The sequence below is a fragment of the Bacillus sp. RC240 genome (assembly GCF_044907945.1).
GTDB lineage: Bacteria > Bacillota > Bacilli > Bacillales > Bacillaceae_G > Bacillus_A > Bacillus_A mycoides.
Genome location: NZ_JBIYCT010000011.1, coordinates 119,935 through 139,553, shown reverse-complemented (window position 1 = coordinate 139,553; position 19,619 = coordinate 119,935). Strand labels below are relative to the sequence as shown.

The window sequence follows — 19,619 nt, the reverse complement described above, 5'->3', positions numbered from 1 at the left end:
CCACCAGAAGGTCCTGTTGCTCCGGTTATTCCGGTTTGCCCCGTAGGTCCTGGGGGTCCACCAGAAGGTCCTGTTGCTCCGGTTATTCCGGTCGGTCCCGTAGGTCCTGGAGGTCCACCAGAAGGTCCTGTTGCCCCGGTTATTCCGGTTTGCCCAGTAGATCCTGTCGCTCCAGTTATTCCAGTAGGCCCTATTTGAGGCAAAGGAAAGGCACATGGAATGGGTATGTGACAATTCTTTTTAAATTCACTCATTTTTACACCTCCCTTATAAATTAACTGCCAATTTATATTTATACTTTAACAACTTATGAGTAAACAGACACAGCGGTGTAAGGAAAAAACCTATAATAATTACATAAAAGGTTTTAAGAGCAAGCCTCTATTTCACATTCCATACCAAAAAGAGCACCATATATAAGTGCTCTTCGGACCAAAATTCTTAATGTAAAAGAGTACGTGATACCATATGTAATTTTTTCATGGGGCGTGAAGTATTTGAACGAAATCGCTATTTTAATTTCAAACAAAAGAGCAGCTAGCAAAAGCTACCTGCCCCGTTTTGAAGGAGAAATCAATTGTTGCAAATTGGTGTATTTAAAGTTTGGGCAAAATTTGGAGATTTATTCAGTCAAAATTAAAAAGAGCACCTTCAAGTAGTGCTCTTAGTAGGTTAGGTCCCTCAGAGAGTAGTGTGGCACACATGATGATATATGGGGATTATTCATGGAGGTGCAAATATGTAATAAAAACTACATGGGGCACAACAAAGCAGCTAGCTCAATTAACTAACTACTTGTTGTACAAAAGAAATTAGGCCCTACAAGTAATGATGTGTAACTTTAAGTTACAGTTATAGTATAAGCAGAATTAAAAATATTATGTGGAAGTGAAAATGAGCTTAAATTATAGAGCAAAGGGGAGTTTAGTAATGGATATGAGGTCGATAGGTACATTTATTGTGATCCTAGCATTACTCGGACAGGCTTTTGTATATAAAACAGGATTCCCTGTACTCATGCTAACGCTCATATGTAGTTTTGGTATAGGCGTTTTGCATACGAAGACGGTAAAAAGAGCAGCTAGCAAAAGCTAACTGCTTAATACAGAGAAGAGAAGAACTACAGGGACAGTTAAATGAGTTCTGGCTTATTGCCTGTGTATAGCATTTGCGAATTATTAAATTTTATTCAGGAGGAATGGATTTGAAAAGATATCGCGTTGAATTTAATGAAACTAAATCTTATGAAGCATTTGTGGAAGCACCTGATCTAGATAAAGCAATTGATAAAGTACGTAATGGTCTTGTGGAGGATGAAGAACTAATTGAAAAAGATATAATTATAGATGAGATGTACTTACAGAATAAGAGCAGCTAGCAAAAGCTAACTGCTCAGTCTTGAAGAAAATCTAAATGGTTACAGTACATTAAAGATGGATTATCTATAGTATGGACGGGGATATTGAGTTTTATTCAGAGGGGAGAAGGAAGTGAATAAATTTAAACTGTCCCAACTTGATTTTGGTCTGCAACATCAGCATCAAATGTGTTTGTTGCGCTAACACCGCTAAAGGTATTGACAACAAAACCAACATTTGACGCCCCTGAACCATTATAAGATTTTGTATTCTCTTTTGGAGAAACATTATAAAAATCGCCTAAGTTGAAAGAACCAGCACTATTTTGTACGACAAGGTTTGCTACAACTGAGGGCATAGTACTCACCTGCTTTCCTAAAAAGTATTTAAATTAGCATATGATGTAATGGTGTAATCGTCTAGAGGTTCATTTTGATCTAAGAATTCGAAGTTATTACTCGTGAAAATTTTAATAGAATAGTTATTTAGCAATAAATAAAAAGAGCACATTTCTATATGCACTCTTAGTAAGGTAGGTGAATGTCTCATGAGATAAAAAAATCTAAAAAATTGTAATCAGATTTTCATGAGTAAATTTTTAATATTGTATTCGTTACTTGGAATTATTGAGCCTGTCATTAAAGAAAAGAGGAATGGATATGAAAAGATATCGTGTTGAGTTTACTGAAACTAAATCCTATAAAGCATTTGTGGAAGCATCTGATTTTGATAAGGCGATTGATAAAGTTCGTGATAGTCTTGTGGAGGATGAATAGTTAATTGAAAAACATGTAATTATAGATGGGATGTACTTACAGAAAAAAGCAGCTAGTAAAAACTAACTGCTCCAAACAGGGATGTAACTCTAGATGTATGTATAGTATTGACGAAACATTGAGTTTTATTCAGGAGGGAGAGAAGTAGGCCATTAACAAGAAGATGCTCCAATACATATCTTGCAAGTAGTAAATTAATGACGGGGTAGATTGAGAATGGATGATCCGATTAAGGAGATAGTTGGCGCATGGTTTGTTGCATTAGGGACAATTATTGCTGCGATTGGGAGTACACCTTTAAAAAGATTGAACAGCGAATTAAGAAAAGATTTGAGCGTATGGGGGAATGTATTACAGGCAACGGGGAATGGTCTGGAAGCTGATGGACAAGGAGAAATATCCCTTGAATTGATTGGGAACGAAATCCAATCAATTGGTAATGTAACGGTTCTAACAGGACTCATTATAGAATTTGAAGATGAAACAAAAAAAAAATTAGTGATTGCAGGAAATTGGATACAAGCATTAGGTGGTGTTACATCAATAGGTGGGGAAATAGAGGATAGTTCCAATATGGATGAATCGTATATCATTATCGGGAATGTGTTACAAGCGACTGGTAATTCATTACAGGCAATAGGTGGAATAGATGAATTGAAAGCTAGTCGGGATAAAGTGGAGGGAATTTCGGAAGACGATGAGGAGGATGGGCAGCTTATAGTGATTACGGGGAGTTGGGTCCAAGCGGTCGGTTCAGTAGTTTCATTAATCGGTCAAATAAGAGAAGAAAGCCAAGAGATAGAAGAAAGTATTTCATAGAGGACTTAATAAAATAATCCTTTTCTAATAACAAAGTTACTAAAATATGAGAAAATGATATAATAATACCAATTAAATATTTAGTCCTACTGGAAGAACCAGCGGACATCAAACCATAAAGAGCATAAGCGATAGTGCTCTATGGTTTGGTGTCCGCTTTTTGTTTTTTTATTAATAAAATAGATAAGGAGTGTTTTTATATATGACGTAATTAACTTTCTTACCTAAAATTGATCGTAAAGCAACACAAGTTCGTTTAGAAGAGATTCTTGAAAATGTTCGTATTTATAGAAAATTTGGGATGATTAGAAATGAGATGAAGGTCACAGCTTCTTGCGAGGTAAGATATCATGGCCCAACAAACATGGCAAGCCAGCTGAAGATGTTGCTTTAGCAAATGTTGCAATGAGTGAAAGAGAATTAAAATTACAACGTTTATCTTTTCAAATTGATAAAATATTAAGTCGATTTAGCAAAAATCAACGAGATATCATTGTAAAACGATATTTGGAAGATGAGGAAGTCTTTGATTATATGGTTTATAACGATATTGGTATGAGTGAACGTACATATAGAAGAAATAAATCTAATGCTTTTTATAAATTAGCATTTGCTCTTAGATTAGAAGTTTATGAGACTGAAGAATCTGGAGGTAATGAATAATGAATTTTGTTCAGCCGATACGTGATCCAGAGCGAATACAACAGCTAAAAGAGTATTTTAAGGAAAAGAGCTTACGTAATTACATTCTCTTCATTATGGGTATTAATACAGGTCTCAGAATCTCAGATATTTTGAAATTGAAGGTAGGGGATGTTAAAGGCAGCTATATATCTATGCGGGAAAAGAAAACAGGGAAACAGAAACGAATACAAATTACTGCAGCGCTGAAAAGAGAACTTAAATGGTTTATTGTAGAAAGAGAAGACAATGAGTATTTATTGCAAAGCAGACAAGGTAAGAATCGTCCAATTGGTCGTAGCATGGCATATAAGATATTAAGCGGAGCAGCGGCAGAGTTTGGGTTAGATGAAATAGGAACACATACGTTAAGAAAAACATACGGGTATCACATGTACATGCAAACGAAAAACATAGCATTACTTATGGAGATATTCAATCACTCTTCAGAGAAGGTCACGTTACGTTATATAGGTGTAAACCAAGATGCAATGGATAAAGCAATGACTAGGTTTAAAATCTAATCACTGCTTATTTCTTTTTAAATCTAGGGGTATTGCAGCATTTTGGAAAAAACTCACGCTAAAAGTATGCAAGATTTTATACAGTTCTAGTAACAAACAAGAACCCTAAAACCGCGCTAGGATAGGAATGTATAAAAAAGTGCATAGATCCATAGAACAAAAAAAGAAGGTTCCTTGGTGAGAGTACGGTTTCCTCTCTTTTCCTTGCTACCGATAATGATACGTTATGTTAACTAGACGTGTATGAGATATACAATCAAACAAAATTATTTTCCATTTTCATTCTTATTTTGAAATAGATGCACAATCAAAAGTCCACCAGCAAATAAGATTGGAAATCCTACGACTATATATAATCCGTTTTTTTGGTATTCCTAATATAATTGCAAAATAACAAAATCAAAAAAAGACCCTACAAGAGGGTCTTTCATCAGCTAATATTAAGCTTTTTGAACATTAGTAGCTTGTGGGCCACGTTGTCCTTGTTCTACTTCAAACGTTACACTTTGTCCTTCGTCTAAAGATTTGAAACCGTCGATTTGGATAGCTGAGAAATGTACGAATACGTCTTCTCCACCTTCACGCTCGATGAATCCAAAACCTTTGTCTGCATTAAACCATTTTACTTTACCTTGTTCCATAATTGTTGCCTCCTAGTGTGGATACCCACACATATGTTACTACCCTTGCCCAAATACCTTAGACGAAAAACAAAATTTATTCTTAATCTCAAATCGAACAAAAATAGGTCTTTCTTAAATTAACATACTTTCTAAAAAACAGCAAATTTCAAAAATAATTCCTTATTGTAATTAGCTACTAATAGTGATTACTGGAGAAAAAGTCACTATGATAGTCATCACAGCAAGAAGTTGCCAAAGGATCTCGACAATATCATTGGTTTGATTCTTTTCAGACATTCAACAACTGATAAAATTAGCTATTTTCGAGTTAAATTTTACTTCTGATAACGATAATTATGTAAATAAGCTGTCCATATGGACAGCTTATTGTATTTTTGGCTTAGCGTGGTTTTTTTCCGAAATGCTGGTGGTATCCCTATACAGTTACTCATAATTTTTGTACTGTGTAACTCAAAAGAGAAAGTTAAATGAAATCAATGGTACCAAGAGATTTCACGATAGGGTCAGTTACACACAATATAAGATATGGGTAAGTCAATTATTTGTATGTTAAGATTATGCTATAAAAAAAGAAAGTAGTGATTGTGATGAGTGAAAGATGTCCGGTTTGTCAAAACTCTATTGTGGAACAACAATTAGTGGGAGTGGGAGGAGGACGTGTAGAGCAATATAAATGTGAGAATTGTGGTACATTTTCCATGGCTGAAGAAGCGAGATTTGAATTAAATGTAGAGCAGAAGAGAAAACTTTCTGCAATTTTAAGAAAGAGAACCATTAGAGGGATGGGGAAAATAATGATTTTTCTTAATCGACCAGATAAAAATCTTTCAGAATTTCCGTATCCTATTTATCTTTTAGAGGATCTATTAAGTGAATATCCAGATAGTGCTTCTGATAGGTTGGATGAGTCATTAATAAACTTAGCTAAATTGTCCAAATTTCCAGGTGACCCAGTATATATTCGTGAATCAGATAAATCTATATTTTTTGTACAGAGTATTCACTTGTTGGAAATGAAATATATAGCGAACCAACTATTTCAGGACGAACTGATTGAGATATCTAAGCTATCGGCAGCAGATTTCCCTGCACATATTACAGTTACAGCGAAAGGGTGGAATCGCATTGCAGAATTAGAAAAAGGAAGAGAAGCGGATACTAAGCAGGTTTTTGTCGCGATGTCGTTTAGTCCAAAAATGGATAGTCCATATAAGAATGCAATCACAAAAGCTATAAAAGAGGCAGGATACCAGCCTATCAGAATTGATGAAGCGGAACATAATAATGATATAACTGATGAAATAATAGTCAAAATAAGACAAAGTAAATTTGTAATTGCAGATTTTACCGGACACAGAGGTGGAGTTTATTTCGAAGCTGGTTATGCGGTGGGACTAGGTAAGACTGTTATATGGACATGTAAAGATGACGATTTTAAAGATATTAATTTTGATACTAGACAATTTAGTCATATTAAGTGGTCAACAGAAAACGAATTATACCAAAAATTATTAAACAGAATTAAAGCAACAATTAATTAAAAACATGGCAGAGTCGTGACCGCTTTTTGGCAGTAAATGTGCCGGTTGTTTTGGAGTTAACGTGATATATTTGTATTGTGAGAAGTGGCGGAAAACACAACTCACAAAGATTCCTTTATATTTTGTCTAAACGATCTATAATGATGCAGATAAAATCCGAAACCAGCAGATGGTAGTGATTGAATGATACCGTTATTAAGGAGAGCTTTTGCTCTTCTTTCAGTTACTTAATAGTGTTGTATGTGCAGGTTAATGTAACGACATTAGGTAGCTGAAAGAAGATTAAAACTTCATTTACCGTAATTGAAGTGTAAATAAATAATTGATCTTAAAGCATCCATTCGGGTGCTTTTTATTATTTATATGGGAGGCGAAAAGAGATGCTATTTTTCAAAAGAAAGAAAAAGAAGAAGGCAGTTACTCAAAGTAATGTAAAAAGAAATAATGAAAGTACAAATAATGATTTGTTAATCCACACGACAACATCAAGTGTAGTAAATTCTAGTTCAGATTATGGTGACTATGATAATAGTCATTCATCTTCATCGTATCATTCAGGAAGTTCATTTGATAGTTCGTCAAGTTGTAATTAATTAAGTAGCTGAATAGCTGCTTTTTTTTATAAAAATATTTCTGATATTGCATATTCCTTTATAGTAATATTGTATTAAAAAAAGGATGTATGAATTTTGGGGATATACTTAATTGGTTTAGGGATTTTTGTTATTTGTTTGACCTTGATTTATGAAATAAGGGAAGTAGAAGGTGGGAGTTTGAAAGAAAAGGTTGGCTTAGCTTTAGAACATCTTGTCGATTTTATTTCTTTAGATTTTAATGTTCCGCAACTTTTCATATTGTTAGGGTTAGGCTGTATCGTATTTGGTATTGTTATTATGTAGAAAAAAGTGAGTGGAGAGCATCTAATTAGGATGCTTTTTTATTTTGGAGGAGGATGAATGATGGATCTAACTAAATTAACCAAACAAGAACAAGCGATTGTAATTGGTACATTAATTCCATTCCTTGGACAAGACCTTGTAAACGAACGTATCGATAAACAGAAGTTAGAAAGTGCAATCCCAGTCTTTAATGCAATGGAAGACAACACAACGCCAAAGCAAAGAAGAGAAGCAATGATTAGTTTGCTAGATAAAACAATTGATGAATTCCTGAAGAGGAAGGAGTGAGGAGAATTGGACAGCGTTTTAAACAGTAAGATTGCTGTGCTTGGTCTTATACCTATTGATAAGAAAGCATACATCAAATACCTTAAGCCACATGAGAAAGCGTACAAGAAGGCTGGGATTGATGTTAATCGATTCAAGTATTACAAACTGTATGGCGAGAACCACATGCTTTATTCTGTAGAATATCTGGAACAAACATCAATAAAAGATTTATTGGGAAGAGATAAAGGTAATCAAGAACGTTGGGTAAAGGACGATGAATGAATACAAAACAAAACAACAGAAGCGTAAGTTCTACGACAGTGGTGAGTGGAAGAGTATACGCGAACAAGTAAAGAAGCGAGACAACAACGAGTGCCAGGAATGTAAACGTAATGGTCGAGTACAAACAGACACGAACGAATACAGCGAGAGTGCGAAGCGTAAGAAGATACAGTTAGTTGTCCATCATATAAAAGAACTGGAACATCATCCAGCACTTGCATTAGAAATAGATAACCTTGAAACAATCTGTGTGGATTGCCACAATAAAGAACACGGTAGAACATTCAAAAAGAAAATCAACAAATGGGAAAACGATGAAAAGTGGTAAAAACGATTCAGAAACAGTACCCCCCCTTAAAAAAATTCATCAAAAAATGCTCTAAGGGGCACCAGAGGAGGGGGGTTAACTGTCAGATTTTTTTCGAAATTACGCACGTAAGGGGGGGTGGGTAGATGGCTGTTAGTATTGTAAGGTTAAAGGAACAGCTTATGAATAATATTGATACGACAGATTTGGTTGAAGTTGAAAAGGTAGAACGCTATATTGATCTAGTTAAAGCATTTCGAAAAATTAATAAAACGATAACTAAAGAAGGGGAATCTGTAACAATTAAAAATGGAACTCAAGTTTTCGTTAAGGCCCACCCTCTTATAAGTGAGAGGAATAAAATTAACAGTTCTTTAATTGCATTAGGGAGAGATATAAAGTTTGTTGTTAAGAATACTATCCCTAATACAGGTTATAACAAAAGTGATCTTACATGATTAAGCAAAAGTATGTGGAAGAATATATTGAACTTTATCGAAGTGGGAAAGTAAAGTTCAATAAAGAAAGAGAACTGTTAATTGAATATCTAGAAAAACATGTTTTAAACAGAGACGATTTGTATTTTGATGATGAAATGATTGAGGATTGTATCAATTTCGGTGAGAAGTGGTATTTTCCGTTGCAGCCATTTCAAAAATTCTTAATAGCATTCGTCTTTTTATTTTATAAGAAAAATGGGCGTGTATTTTATCGTAAATTCCTATGGATGTTAGGACGTGGCGGCGGTAAAAACGGTCTGATTTCTGTTATTATTCACTTTTTAATTAGTGAATTACATGGCATTCCAGAGTATAACATTTCAGTTGTAGCGAATAGTGAAGAACAAGCAAAAACAAGCCCTGACGAAGTTCATAAATGTGTGAAGAAGAATGAGGTCTTGAAAAGAGCCTTTAAAACAACGTTAACTCAAACAGTTTCAAAGGCTACTGAAAGTGTACTGAAGTTTAGAACTTCAAATGGAGATACAAAAGATGGTTTGCGTGATGGTGCGGTTGTATTTGATGAAATACATCAATACGAAAGCAATAAAGATGTCCGTGTTCATATCAGTGGTTTAGGGAAAAAGAAAAACCCACGTGAATTTTACATTGGTACAGATGGATATGTTCGTGACGGTTTCTTAGATAAGCAAAAAGAAAAGGCAATGAAGGTATTAAACGGCGAAGCACGTCCGAATGCTGTCTTTCCTTTTATTTGTAAATTGAATGACGAAACTGAAGTAGATGATCTTGATAATTGGGAGCTTGCGAATCCCATGTTATCTAAGCCTTTAAGTGAGTATGCTGAAGGGTTACTTGAAACAATTAAGGAAGAATATGAAGATTTAGAAGACGATCCTAGTAATAGAGAAGAGTTCATGACAAAGCGTATGAACTTACCTGTTACTAATTTAGAACGCTCTGTTGCAAAATGGTCAGAAATTCTTGCTACAGATCGACCGTTTCCAAATTTACATGGCCAAGAATGTATTGGATCGTTAGACTTTGCAAGCATTCGAGATTTCGCGGCATGTGGTCTTTTATTTAGACAAACTGGAGAGTATCTTTTCAAAACACATTCCTTTGTACGAAAAGAATTTGTTGATATTTATTATGGATATTCCAAAAAAGCAGGCGAGTTCAAAAAACAGAAGTTTGCGCCAATAAAAGAATGGGAAGAGCAAGGTTTACTAACTGTTGTGGACGAGCCGACCATCAATCCTCAACACATCGTTAATTGGTTTGTAAAAATGCGTGAACAATATGGTATTAAGAAAATTATAGCTGATAACTTCCGGATGGAAGCAATCAGACCTTTATTAGTTGCGGAAGGATTCGAAATAGAAGTTATAAGAAATCCTAAAGCAATTCATAGTTTATTAGCACCACGGATTGAAATGGCATTTGCAAATCAGCAGATTATTTTCGGCGATAACCCTCTTATGCGTTGGTACACGCAAAACGTATTGGTTGTTATCAAAGGTGACGGAAATAAAATATATGAAAAGAAAGAACCGGTGCGAAGAAAAACTGACGGATTCCAAAGTTTTGTTCATGCTCTTTATCGAGCAGATGAAATACAAGAAGCAACCGACTTCATACTAAGCGATATAAAATTCTAAAAAAGGGGGTGATAATCATTGGTTGGTTAGGTTCTGTATTTAAAAGAAATAAAGAGCTGGAATTTATGCTTGATCTGGACTTAATTGCTGATACAGCAAACAGGCTTCATATGAAACGATTAGCACTTGATACATGCGTATCTTTTCTAGGAAGAACGATTAGTCAATCTGAATTCAGAGTAAGAAACGGTAAAGCATTTGAAAAGAATGAGCTATATTATCGATTAAACGTTAGACCGAACAAAAACATGACAGCAAGCACTTTCTGGGAAAGATTTATTCGTAAACTTATTTATGATAATGAATGCTTAGTCATACAAGCTGATGATGGTGATTTACTTATTGCCGATGGATTTCGACATAATGAGTATGCTGTGTTTGAAGATACTTTTACCGATGTAATAGTAAAAGATTACACGTTTAAGAGAAATTTTAAACAAAGCGAAGTAATTCACTTAAAGTATCGGAACGATAAATTATCTCCACTTATTGATGGATTATTTGCAGATTATGGGGATTTATTCGGCAGAATATTAAACTCTCAAAAACGTAAAAATCAAGTTCGTGGAACAGTTGATATGGATATGATTGGTGCTAAAACAGAAGAACAAATAGCAAAGTTACAAGAGTTTATAGATAACATGTATAAGTCAATTGGTTCGAAAGATATAGCTATTGTTCCACAGCAAAAAGGTATTAATTATAACGAGATATACAACGGTGTTGCAAATGGTCCAAGTGTGGAAGAAATCAATAAAGTAACAAATGGTTTCTTAAATCAAGTAGCTATGGCACTTGGTATTCCTACAGCTTTGATATATGGAGAAATGGCTGATGTAGAAAAGCAAACGAAAAATTATATGCTTTTCACAGTAAGACCATTATTAAAAAAACTATCTGATGAAGCGAATGTTAAATTCTTTGAAATGAATGAATATCTTTCAGGACAAAAGATTATAGTTAAGGCTGTTTCTTATCAGAGTATATTTGACCTTGCAACAAGTATTGATAAGCTTATTTCTTCAAGTGCATTTACAGGAAATGAGATTCGTTCAGAAGTAGATTATGAAGATTCTGATGATCCAAACTTAAATATCCATCATATTACGAAGAACTATAAGAAATTAAATGAATCTGAAGGAGGTGAGAAATGATGGAACATTTGAACATGAATAAGCTTTTAAATTTAAAACGAGATATTCGCTTTGAAGCTAAAGGTGAGAATGAGTATAAATTAACTGTATATGGGTCAATCGGTGGATGGTTTAGTGAAAATAATGATGAAGCTGTAAGAAGAAAAATTCAAGATGTTAAAGCAGAAAAAATTCACGTTCATATTAATTCGGGTGGAGGTTCCGCATTTGATGGTGTAGCAATTTGTAATCAGTTAAAGCAGCATAATGCAGAAATTATAGTTCATATTGATGGTTGGGCAGCTAGTGCCGCATCAGTAATTGCAATGGCAGGAGACAGAATTATTATGCCTAGTAATACTATGATGATGATTCACCAAGCAAGTACCTTTGAATATGGAAATGCAGATCTTTTTGAAAAAACAGCACGAGATTTACGAAAGATTGATTCAGCTTTAGCAGGATCTTATAAGAAACGTTTTGTTGGAACAGATGAAGAATTAAAACAACTTTTAAAAGACGAAACTTGGCTAACAGCAGAGGAAGCAGTAGCTCTTGGTTTAGCTGATGAAATTGCTGATGAAATTGAAATTGATGATACACAAGAAGATGAAGAAGTGGAAGTTGTAGAAAATTTTAAAGAAGATTTAGTAGCTAAATACACGAAACAACCAAATAATCAAAATCCAAAAGAGCCTATTCAAAAGCCTGTTAATACAAAACAGAATTTGAGTACGCTCTTTTTAAATTTAGGAGGAAAATAAAATATGGTTATTAAGTTTAATAATTTCGAAGAGAAAAAACTAGCTTTTGCAAAAGCGACACAGGAAGGAACTCCAGAAGAACAAACAGCAGCATTAAATTCTATGATTGGAGCACTTGCTACAGATGTACGAGCAGATATTTTAAATCAAGTGAATGAATCAATGGTAGACCGTTCTATTATGCAATCTCGCGGTGCTAATGTACTAACAAGTGAAGAAATGAAGTTCTTTAATGCCGTTGTTGAAGATGGTGGTTTTAAATCTACTGAAACTTTACCTAAAACAACACAAGAGAGAATTTTTGATGATTTAGTTCAAGGTCATCCGTTGCTAGAGCATATCGGTTTAGAGAATTTAGGAGCCGTGACAGAATTTATTTATGGAGATCCAGAGGGTGCAGCTGTATGGGGACCTTTATTTGGTGATATTAAAGGGCAATTAAATGCCACATTCCGAAAAGAATCTATTACTCAACTGAAATTAACGGCATTTATTCCATTAGCGAATGATATGTTGAAGCTTGGTCCAGTATGGGTGGAACGATATGTTCGTACTATGATTACAGAAGCGATGTCAGTAGGTTTAGAACGTGGTTTTGTAGTAGGGACAGGTAAAGAAGAACCTATTGGCTTATTAAAGGATCCTAGCGGAAGTGTAGTGAATGGAGTATATCCAGATAAAAAACCAGCAGGAACTTTAACGTTTGAACCTGGTCGTAAAACAATTAATGAATTAAAAGGCGTGGTTAAATTATTGGCTAAAAAATTAAATCCTGATGGTAAAACAGATGCAGATAGACCTAAAAATATTGCTGGGAAAGTAGTTATGGTAACAAACCCATTCGATACTTTTGACATTCAAGCAAATGCTACAATTCAAAATGCGGCAGGTGTATATGTAACGAGCTTACCTTTTAATCCAATCCCAACAGAATCTGTATTTGTACCTCAAGGACAAGTGGTGTTCTTTGTTAAAGGGGAGTACATTGCAGCGATGGGTGGAACAGAGCCAATCAAGAAGTATGAAGAAACATTAGCTTTAGAAGATGCAACACTTTATATCGCCAAACAACATGCTACAGGTAAACCAAAGGATAAATACACTTCACAAGTTTATACATTGAAACTTGGAGAAGTAACGCCACCGACACAAGGATGATGTGAATGGATACAGTAATTTCGGATGCAACAATACAGGAGTTTAAAGAGAGGATGCACTTAGGTGATGAGGAAGATGATAACCTAAAACGCATTCTTTCTACGTCTAACAAGGCATTACTTAGGGTTTGTGGGAATTATGATTTAAATAAAGACGAGGAGTTCAAAGAATTAGTCTTTGAACGCTCTCGTTATGTTTATAACGATGCATTAGAGTATTTTGACAAGAATTTTTTAAGTCAGATTAATAGTTTGGGCATCGATAAAGCATTAGAAGAAATTAAATTGGACGGTGATTAATATGCGTCCTTTTCAGTACAAGAAACCACTGAATACAGGTGATTGTAGAAATCGAATTATTATTGAGCAACCTGAAGTAATAAAAGATGATTTGAATCAAGAAGTTGAAACAGGTAATTGGCAAGAAGTAAAAAAAGCGTGGGCAATGATAAAAACGGTAAAAGGTTCGGAGTACATTGAAGCTTCGGCTTCACAGTCTACACGAATTTATCGGTTTGTAATTCCTTATACAACAGGTATTACAGAATTAATGCGAATTAATATGAAAGGTCGTATCTTTGATATCATCGAGCCACCAATGAATGATGATGAAATGTATCAAACATTGACCATTATCGCAAAGGAGCATACTTAATATGAATGATTTTGCGAGCGAGATTGCTAGGGAATTACAAAGATATGCAAATGTTGTGGAAGAAGAATTAATGGTAGCTCAAGAGGAAGTAGCTGATGTTGTTGTCGATAAATTAAAGCAAAGTAGCCCTAAAAAAACAGGTGGTTATCGTAAAGGGTGGCGCAAGAAGAAAGATGGCAAATCTATTGTCGTCCACAATTCAAAAGGGCAATTAACACATCTTTTAGAATACGGACATGCCAAAGTTGGTGGTGGTCGAGTTCCAGCAAGAGTGCATATTCGTCCAGTTGAAGAGTATGTAATTAATGAATTACCAAGACGGATTGAAAGGGCGCTTGAATAATGACATTAGGTGAATTAACAAAAATCCTTGAAGCTACAGGTTATCCTGTGGCTTATTCGCAGTTCACAGCAACGCCAGGTAATCCAGTGCCCAGACCACCATATCTTTGTTTTCTTGTGGATGGATCAGCAAATTTAATGGCAGATAACAAGGTCTATCACAAGATAAACGATTTAAATATTGAGCTTTACACAACTAGAAAGGATTTAGTTGCAGAAGCCAAACTTGAAAAAGTCCTAGACGATCATGAAATACCTTATGATTCGCCATTCGAAGGGATTATTGAAACAGAAAAAATATATCAAAAATTTTATGAAACGAGGTTGATATAAATGAACAAAGTTACTTTTGGTTTAAAAAATGTTCATTATGCATTATTAGATATAACAAATGGTGCGGTTAAATTTGGAGTTCCGATTCCAATGCCAGGCGGCGTTGAATTAACGACCGAGCCTAAAGGTGAATTAACGGAGTTTTATGCGGACGACATGGTTTACTACTCTTCCGATAATAACCAAGGTTACGACGGTACATTAGTGATCGCTAATATCCCAGAACAGTTTGCAATTGATGCATTAGGAGAACAGTTAGATGAAACTGATGGAGTATTAAATGAGGTAGCGAATGCAAAAAGAAAACAGTTTGCATTGTTATTTGAATTTGATGGGGATGAAAAAGCTGTTCGACATGTAATGTACAATTGCACAGCAAGTCGTCCTACAGTTGCATCTAAAACAAAAACATCATCAGCAGAGCCAAATACAAATGAATTAAAGTTTGTTTCTAGTCCGATTCATATTAAGGGGAAACCATTAGTTAAAACCAAAACAGCTTCTAAAACAACAGCAGCTATTTATGATGGTTGGTACACAGCGGTATATACAAAAAAATAATAGTGTAAGGGGAAAACTTAGATGGAAAAGACAATTACAATAGATGGTAAACAAGTCAGATTAAAAGCTACAGCAGCAACAGTTAAACGATATAAAGCACAATTCAGACGTAATTTATTTGCAGATTTGATGGGGTTAGGAGCAATTAACGCTTTAACTTCACCAGATGGGTCAGAACAATCTATTGATGTATCTAATTTAGATTTAAGTAACATAGATTTCGAGCTTATTTATGACTTAACTTGGTTATACGCTAAAACGGCTGATCCAAGTATTTCTGATCCTATGACGTGGTTGGATGGATTTGAAGAATTCCCTATTGAAGAAATTATGCCGGAAATTATGGAATTAGTTCAAGTCACTATGGGAGCAAAAAAAAAATAAAGAAAAATAATGGAGAGCAAGGGACATTCAGTGATGAAGAATTAACCACTGATTTGTTCCTTGCTCTTTGTTATGAAGCTAAATTAACGAGTTGGGATTTAGAAGATATGACTATTGGTGATTGTTTTGATTATATTGCTGAATTCACTGAAATGAAGAACCCAGATAAAGAAAAAACTCGTAAAGCGAATCAAAGTGATATGGACAGTTTCTAAGAAAGGGGTGAGAAAATGGCAGGAAGAATTAAAGGGATTACGATTGAAATTGGTGGAGAAACTACTGGTCTTCAAAATGCTTTAAAAGATGTTAATAAACATAGTAATGATCTAGCTAAAGAGCTTAAAGATGTAGAAAGGCTGTTAAAATTCAATCCTGGTAATGTGGAAGCCTTAGCACAAAAACAACAGTTACTTACACAACAGATTGAAAATACAACACAAAAGCTAGATAAATTAAAGGCAGCGGAACAACAAGTTCAAGCTCAATTTCAAAACGGTAAAATTTCTGAAGAACAATATCGTGCGTTCAGGCGTGAGATTGAATTTACAGAAGGGTCTCTTAATGGTCTGAAAAATAAGCTTGGAAACATGAAAGCCGAGCAGGAAAGTGTAGCTAGTTCCACAAGACAATTAGAAACGTTATTCAGAGCTACAGGGAAAAGCGTTGATGATTTTGCAGGAGCCTTAGGAAATCGTCTTGTGAATGCAATTAGAAACGGAACGGCTACAAGTAAGCAGTTAGAGCAAGCAATTGGAATTATCGGAAAAGAAGCATTAGGCGCAGGGACAGATATTGATAAATTACAACGCGCGCTAAGATCTGTGGATGCAGGTAATTCGATACGACAGGTACAAAATGAATTAAGGGATTTACAACAAGAAGCTGGGAGAACAGAAAAAAAGTTTGAAGGCTTAAAAATAGGATTAGAAAATGTTATTGGCGGATTGGCAGCAGGTGGCGGAATTGCAACGGCTGTTGAAAAAGCAATGGATATGTCAAAGTTGAAAACTAAAATCGATATATCTTTTGATGTCCCTGAATCCTCAAAAAAATCAGTAGAAGAAGCAATAAGAGGCGTAACCGCTTATGGAGTGGATGCTGAAGAATCACTTGCAGGTGTACGCAGGCAATGGGCTTTAAATAAAGATATCAGTGATGAAGCGAATGCATCTATCGTTAAAGGAGCAGCAACAATTGCGCAATCCTATGAAGGAATAGATTTTACTGAATTAATTCAAGAAACATACGAAATAGGAAATGAATTAGGTATATCTCAAGAGAGTGCTCTTGGTATGGCTGATTCTTTATTAAAAATGGGATTTCCGCCAGAACAGCTAGACATCATTGCTGAATATGGTGGTCAGTTAACTCGCGCTGGTTTTAAGGCTGAAGAAGTACAAGCTATTATGGAAGCTGGCGTCGAAACTGGTAGTTGGAATATTGATAATTTATTAGATGGATTGAAAGAAGGGCGCATTCAATTAGCTGAGTTTGCTCAAGGGGCAGATAAAGCTTTAAAAGAGGCGCTTGATGGTTCAGGTATTGCAACTGAACAAATCGAGAAATGGGGGCAAGCTGTCGCTAAGGGCGGAAGTGACGGTTCGAAAGCTATGGTGGAAGTAGCTAAAGCGATAGAAGGAATAGAAGATCCAGTTAAGAGAAATGAAGTTGGAGTGAAAGTGTTCGCAACGATGTTCGAAGATCAAGGACAAAATATAACGAATACTTTAATAGGCGCTTCCGAAAAAACAGTAGACTTTCAAAAGAATTTCGAAAAATTAACGGATTCTACGAAGAAATTAGATGCGAACCCAGCAGTTAAATTTCAAAAAGCAATGCAAGATTTACAAGTTGCACTTAAACCAGTTCTTAGTGTTATAGCTGACGTTGTTGCCAAAATAGCTGATTGGATTTCTAATAATCCTAAATTAGCCGCTACATTGGCAGCTATCGCAGTTGCTATTGGAGTAATTGCAGGGGCATTTATGGCTTTAGCACCAATAGTTGTCGTCATATCCAGTATAGGGTTGGGCATGATGGGATGGATAGCAGGAATTGCCGCAATTATAGCAGCTGTGGTTGCCTTAGGTATTACTATATATCAAAATTTTGATTCTATAAAACAATGGACGATAGACGCCTTTAATTCTATAGGTGAATATTTATCGAACTTGTGGAGTGGAATAGTTGAAACATCGTCAGCATGGCTATCTTCTCTTGTAGAATCAGTTTCTAGTTGGTGGTCCTCTTTAGTAGAATCAACGACAACATGGTTATCATCAATGGTCGAAACGGCATCAACTTATTGGTCCTCTTTGGTAGAGACGGCATCTTCATGGCTATCTTCTTTAGTGGATACAGCAACCGGATGGTGGTCTTCACTTGTCGAATCAGCATCGACTTGGTTATCTTCGCTTGTTGAAACAGCATCTAGCTGTTGGGCATCTCTAGTAGAAACGGCGACAAGTTGGTTATCATCTTTAGTTGAAACTGTATCGAGTTGGTTCTCTTCCATGGTCGAAACAGCATCGCAATTCTTTATGCAATTGTTCCAAAAATGGCAAGAAATTTGGACTTCTATACTTACATTTTTAGATCCAATTATTTCGTTAATTTCAACCTTACTTCAAGCAGGGTGGTTGTTGATACAAGCTGGAGCGCAAATTGCGTGGGCAGCTATATCTCAATATATTATTCAACCAATTCAAGAAGCTTATGATTGGATGACTCAAAAAATTGGCGAATTAGTTAACTGGCTAAGTCAACAATGGGAGATTACGAAGTTAGCGGCACAAGTTGGCTGGTCTTTATTTAAACAATATATCATTCAACCAGTCCAAGAAACTTGGAGTCTAGTGAAAGAGAAATTCAGTGATTTGGTTTCTTGGCTCAGTTCACAATGGGAACTTACGAAATTAGCCGCTCAAATTGGTTGGTCTTTATTTAAGCAATATATTATCCAACCGGTTCAGGAAACTTGGAATTTGGTGAAAACAAAAATTGGCGATTTGGTCTCATGGTTAAGTCAGCAGTGGGAATTAGCAAAATCTTATACATTAGCAGGTTGGAATTTAATAAAACAGTATGTGATCCAACCGGTCCAAGAATTGTGGAGTTTGACGAAACAAAAACTTTCAGATTTAGCTAACTGGATATTAGGAAATTGGGAATCTATAAAATCTTATACACTCGCAGCTTGGAATTTAGTGAAGCAATACGTAATTAATCCGGTCACTGAAACGTATAATCAAGCCAAACAAAAATTCACTGATTTATATAATTTAGCACGCGAGAAATTTGATTCCGTGAAGAATGCCGCACAAGAAAAATTTGAAGCGGCAAAAAGATTTATTATGGATCCAATAAGAGATGCAGTTGATGGGGTAAAGGGGTTCATTGATAAAATCAAAGGATTCTTTGATAATTTGAAGTTAAAAATTCCTAAACCTGAAATGCCTAAAATGCCGCACTTTAGTTTAGAAACTAGTACGAAAAATGTACTGGGTAAAGACGTTACTTATCCATCAGGAATTAATATTGATTGGCGCGCTAAAGGAGGTATTTTCACTAAACCAACTATATTTGGTATGAATGGTGGAAACTTGCAAGGTGCTGGTGAAGCTGGGGATGAAGCGGTTTTACCTTTAAACAAAAAGACACTTGGAGCTATTGGCGCTGGAATCGTAGCAGCGATGCCGCAAGAACAATCCTTTGGTATTCCTGGAAATGTAACTCAGTTAATGGGCGATATGAGCCGTATGATGGCCAGCTCTATGAGCCAGTTATCAGGATTAAAGTCCGTCATGAGTGGTGTGTATGGAAGTATGTCGAATAGCAGACAAGCTATGACAAATAGCGTATCAAATCAAGTGATAAATTATTCGTCTGGATTATCTGGTGGTGGAACCATTCCAATGCTTGGTGGTGATTTAGTTGTTGAAGTTCCTGTTGTTTTAGAGGGACGAGATGTGGCACGTGGTACGTATCGATATACAAAAGAATATCAAGATCGAGAAGAACAAAGAAACTCAGCCTTTTAGGTTTGGGTTTCTCTTATTTTATAAAGA

The 19,619-nt window shown here is 35.4% G+C and carries 23 protein-coding genes and 2 pseudogenes; 22 read left to right on the top strand and 3 right to left on the bottom strand.

Features of this window, described 5'->3' with window-relative positions:
- Positions 1–254: pseudogene (locus ABH955_RS25250) on the bottom strand (BclA C-terminal domain-containing protein); the annotation flags it as partial.
- A 676-nt stretch (positions 255–930) separates the two neighbouring features.
- Between ABH955_RS25250 and ABH955_RS25245 the strand changes: the two are divergent.
- The gene (locus tag ABH955_RS25245) at positions 931–1,095 is read left to right on the top strand and encodes a hypothetical protein (protein ID WP_404457452.1); all 165 of its coding nucleotides are present in this window, start codon (positions 931–933) and stop codon (positions 1,093–1,095) included.
- Between the two features lie 109 nt (positions 1,096–1,204).
- Complete coding sequence (locus tag ABH955_RS25240) at positions 1,205–1,378, top strand: hypothetical protein (RefSeq protein ID WP_332301523.1); 174 nt, start codon at positions 1,205–1,207, stop codon at positions 1,376–1,378.
- A gap of 122 nt (positions 1,379–1,500) precedes the next feature.
- Here ABH955_RS25240 and ABH955_RS25235 read toward each other — a convergent pair whose 3' ends face one another.
- Positions 1,501–1,716 (bottom strand): spore germination protein, encoded by a 216-nt coding sequence (locus ABH955_RS25235; RefSeq protein ID WP_269482638.1) that lies wholly within the window; start codon positions 1,714–1,716, stop codon positions 1,501–1,503.
- Between the two features lie 634 nt (positions 1,717–2,350).
- On the opposite strand from ABH955_RS25235, the gene ABH955_RS25230 reads away from it, so the two are divergent.
- From ABH955_RS25230 to ABH955_RS25220, 3 genes and pseudogenes are all read left to right on the top strand, one after another.
- Positions 2,351–2,953: a DUF6944 family repetitive protein gene (locus ABH955_RS25230; protein ID WP_002012554.1), complete on the top strand. Its 603-nt coding sequence runs from the start codon at positions 2,351–2,353 to the stop codon at positions 2,951–2,953.
- 229 nt (positions 2,954–3,182) lie between these two features.
- Positions 3,183–3,616: pseudogene (locus ABH955_RS25225) on the top strand (ArpU family phage packaging/lysis transcriptional regulator).
- On the top strand, positions 3,616–4,158 hold the full coding sequence (locus tag ABH955_RS25220) for a site-specific integrase (RefSeq protein ID WP_404491797.1): 543 nt from the start codon (positions 3,616–3,618) through the stop codon (positions 4,156–4,158). Before ABH955_RS25225 ends, ABH955_RS25220 begins: the two are co-directional and overlap by 1 nt.
- 440 nt (positions 4,159–4,598) lie before the next feature.
- Here ABH955_RS25220 and ABH955_RS25215 read toward each other — a convergent pair whose 3' ends face one another.
- Positions 4,599–4,799, bottom strand: coding sequence for a cold-shock protein (locus tag ABH955_RS25215; protein ID WP_012261563.1), 201 nt, complete (start codon positions 4,797–4,799; stop codon positions 4,599–4,601).
- A 590-nt stretch (positions 4,800–5,389) separates the two neighbouring features.
- On the opposite strand from ABH955_RS25215, the gene ABH955_RS25210 reads away from it, so the two are divergent.
- The 17 genes from ABH955_RS25210 to ABH955_RS25130 all read left to right on the top strand — a co-directional run bounded on the left by ABH955_RS25210 (position 5,390) and on the right by ABH955_RS25130 (position 19,592).
- The gene (locus tag ABH955_RS25210; RefSeq protein WP_404448105.1) at positions 5,390–6,343 is read left to right on the top strand and encodes a nucleoside 2-deoxyribosyltransferase; all 954 of its coding nucleotides are present in this window, start codon (positions 5,390–5,392) and stop codon (positions 6,341–6,343) included.
- Between the two features lie 689 nt (positions 6,344–7,032).
- The gene (locus tag ABH955_RS25205; protein ID WP_404457447.1) at positions 7,033–7,242 is read left to right on the top strand and encodes a hypothetical protein; all 210 of its coding nucleotides are present in this window, start codon (positions 7,033–7,035) and stop codon (positions 7,240–7,242) included.
- Between the two features lie 57 nt (positions 7,243–7,299).
- Positions 7,300–7,530, top strand: coding sequence for a hypothetical protein (locus tag ABH955_RS25200; RefSeq protein WP_404457446.1), 231 nt, complete (start codon positions 7,300–7,302; stop codon positions 7,528–7,530).
- A gap of 6 nt (positions 7,531–7,536) precedes the next feature.
- Positions 7,537–7,794 carry a hydrolase gene (locus tag ABH955_RS25195; protein WP_404457444.1) on the top strand — a complete coding sequence of 86 codons (258 nt, stop codon included), beginning with the start codon at positions 7,537–7,539 and terminating at the stop codon, positions 7,792–7,794.
- Positions 7,787–8,122, top strand: coding sequence for an HNH endonuclease (locus ABH955_RS25190; RefSeq protein ID WP_404457442.1), 336 nt, complete (start codon positions 7,787–7,789; stop codon positions 8,120–8,122). Before ABH955_RS25195 ends, ABH955_RS25190 begins: the two co-directional genes overlap by 8 nt.
- A gap of 125 nt (positions 8,123–8,247) precedes the next feature.
- Entirely contained in the window at positions 8,248–8,559 is a 312-nt protein-coding gene (locus ABH955_RS25185) for a P27 family phage terminase small subunit (RefSeq protein ID WP_404457440.1), read from the top strand.
- Complete coding sequence (locus tag ABH955_RS25180) at positions 8,556–10,223, top strand: terminase large subunit domain-containing protein (protein ID WP_404491796.1); 1,668 nt, start codon at positions 8,556–8,558, stop codon at positions 10,221–10,223. The genes ABH955_RS25185 and ABH955_RS25180 overlap by 4 nt, the downstream gene beginning before the upstream one ends.
- A gap of 8 nt (positions 10,224–10,231) precedes the next feature.
- Complete coding sequence (locus tag ABH955_RS25175) at positions 10,232–11,377, top strand: phage portal protein (RefSeq protein WP_404491795.1); 1,146 nt, start codon at positions 10,232–10,234, stop codon at positions 11,375–11,377.
- Positions 11,377–12,120, top strand: coding sequence for a head maturation protease, ClpP-related (locus ABH955_RS25170; protein WP_404491794.1), 744 nt, complete (start codon positions 11,377–11,379; stop codon positions 12,118–12,120). The genes ABH955_RS25175 and ABH955_RS25170 overlap by 1 nt, the downstream gene beginning before the upstream one ends.
- Positions 12,121–12,123: 3 nt before the next feature.
- A complete protein-coding gene (locus ABH955_RS25165) occupies positions 12,124–13,278 on the top strand; it encodes a phage major capsid protein (protein ID WP_404491793.1) in 1,155 nt (384 codons plus the stop codon).
- Between the two features lie 5 nt (positions 13,279–13,283).
- Positions 13,284–13,577, top strand: coding sequence for a hypothetical protein (locus ABH955_RS25160; RefSeq protein ID WP_404491792.1), 294 nt, complete (start codon positions 13,284–13,286; stop codon positions 13,575–13,577).
- A 1-nt stretch (position 13,578) separates the two neighbouring features.
- Positions 13,579–13,932, top strand: coding sequence for a phage head closure protein (locus ABH955_RS25155; protein WP_404491791.1), 354 nt, complete (start codon positions 13,579–13,581; stop codon positions 13,930–13,932).
- A 1-nt stretch (position 13,933) separates the two neighbouring features.
- Positions 13,934–14,275, top strand: a complete 342-nt coding sequence (locus tag ABH955_RS25150) for an HK97 gp10 family phage protein (protein WP_404491790.1) — start codon at positions 13,934–13,936, stop codon at positions 14,273–14,275.
- On the top strand, positions 14,275–14,607 hold the full coding sequence (locus ABH955_RS25145) for a hypothetical protein (protein ID WP_404491789.1): 333 nt from the start codon (positions 14,275–14,277) through the stop codon (positions 14,605–14,607). The genes ABH955_RS25150 and ABH955_RS25145 overlap by 1 nt, the downstream gene beginning before the upstream one ends.
- Complete coding sequence (locus ABH955_RS25140; RefSeq protein WP_404457423.1) at positions 14,608–15,168, top strand: major tail protein; 561 nt, start codon at positions 14,608–14,610, stop codon at positions 15,166–15,168.
- Between the two features lie 21 nt (positions 15,169–15,189).
- Positions 15,190–15,552, top strand: a complete 363-nt coding sequence (locus ABH955_RS25135) for a hypothetical protein (RefSeq protein WP_404457421.1) — start codon at positions 15,190–15,192, stop codon at positions 15,550–15,552.
- Between the two features lie 230 nt (positions 15,553–15,782).
- Entirely contained in the window at positions 15,783–19,592 is a 3,810-nt protein-coding gene (locus ABH955_RS25130; protein ID WP_404491788.1) for a phage tail tape measure protein, read from the top strand.
- The last annotated feature ends 27 nt before the right edge of the window (positions 19,593–19,619 follow it).

Bases quoted from the DNA above. Each gene is read 5' to 3' on its own strand.
- ABH955_RS25180 (WP_404491796.1), top strand. From the start codon at position 8,556: ATGATTAAGCAAAAGTATGTGGAAGAATATATTGAACTTTATCGAAGT.
- ABH955_RS25130 (WP_404491788.1), top strand. From the start codon at position 15,783: ATGGCAGGAAGAATTAAAGGGATTACGATTGAAATTGGTGGAGAAACT.
- ABH955_RS25230 (WP_002012554.1), top strand. From the start codon at position 2,351: ATGGATGATCCGATTAAGGAGATAGTTGGCGCATGGTTTGTTGCATTA.
- ABH955_RS25140 (WP_404457423.1), top strand. From the start codon at position 14,608: ATGAACAAAGTTACTTTTGGTTTAAAAAATGTTCATTATGCATTATTA.
- ABH955_RS25150 (WP_404491790.1), top strand. From the start codon at position 13,934: ATGAATGATTTTGCGAGCGAGATTGCTAGGGAATTACAAAGATATGCA.
- ABH955_RS25200 (WP_404457446.1), top strand. From the start codon at position 7,300: ATGATGGATCTAACTAAATTAACCAAACAAGAACAAGCGATTGTAATT.
- ABH955_RS25170 (WP_404491794.1), top strand. From the start codon at position 11,377: ATGGAACATTTGAACATGAATAAGCTTTTAAATTTAAAACGAGATATT.
- ABH955_RS25165 (WP_404491793.1), top strand. From the start codon at position 12,124: ATGGTTATTAAGTTTAATAATTTCGAAGAGAAAAAACTAGCTTTTGCA.
- ABH955_RS25220 (WP_404491797.1), top strand. From the start codon at position 3,616: ATGAATTTTGTTCAGCCGATACGTGATCCAGAGCGAATACAACAGCTA.
- ABH955_RS25215 (WP_012261563.1), bottom strand. From the start codon at position 4,799: ATGGAACAAGGTAAAGTAAAATGGTTTAATGCAGACAAAGGTTTTGGA.
- ABH955_RS25155 (WP_404491791.1), top strand. From the start codon at position 13,579: ATGCGTCCTTTTCAGTACAAGAAACCACTGAATACAGGTGATTGTAGA.
- ABH955_RS25145 (WP_404491789.1), top strand. From the start codon at position 14,275: ATGACATTAGGTGAATTAACAAAAATCCTTGAAGCTACAGGTTATCCT.
- ABH955_RS25245 (WP_404457452.1), top strand. From the start codon at position 931: ATGGATATGAGGTCGATAGGTACATTTATTGTGATCCTAGCATTACTC.
- ABH955_RS25190 (WP_404457442.1), top strand. From the start codon at position 7,787: ATGAATGAATACAAAACAAAACAACAGAAGCGTAAGTTCTACGACAGT.
- ABH955_RS25185 (WP_404457440.1), top strand. From the start codon at position 8,248: ATGGCTGTTAGTATTGTAAGGTTAAAGGAACAGCTTATGAATAATATT.
- ABH955_RS25235 (WP_269482638.1), bottom strand. From the start codon at position 1,716: ATGCCCTCAGTTGTAGCAAACCTTGTCGTACAAAATAGTGCTGGTTCT.
- ABH955_RS25210 (WP_404448105.1), top strand. From the start codon at position 5,390: ATGAGTGAAAGATGTCCGGTTTGTCAAAACTCTATTGTGGAACAACAA.
- ABH955_RS25135 (WP_404457421.1), top strand. From the start codon at position 15,190: ATGGAAAAGACAATTACAATAGATGGTAAACAAGTCAGATTAAAAGCT.
- ABH955_RS25160 (WP_404491792.1), top strand. From the start codon at position 13,284: ATGGATACAGTAATTTCGGATGCAACAATACAGGAGTTTAAAGAGAGG.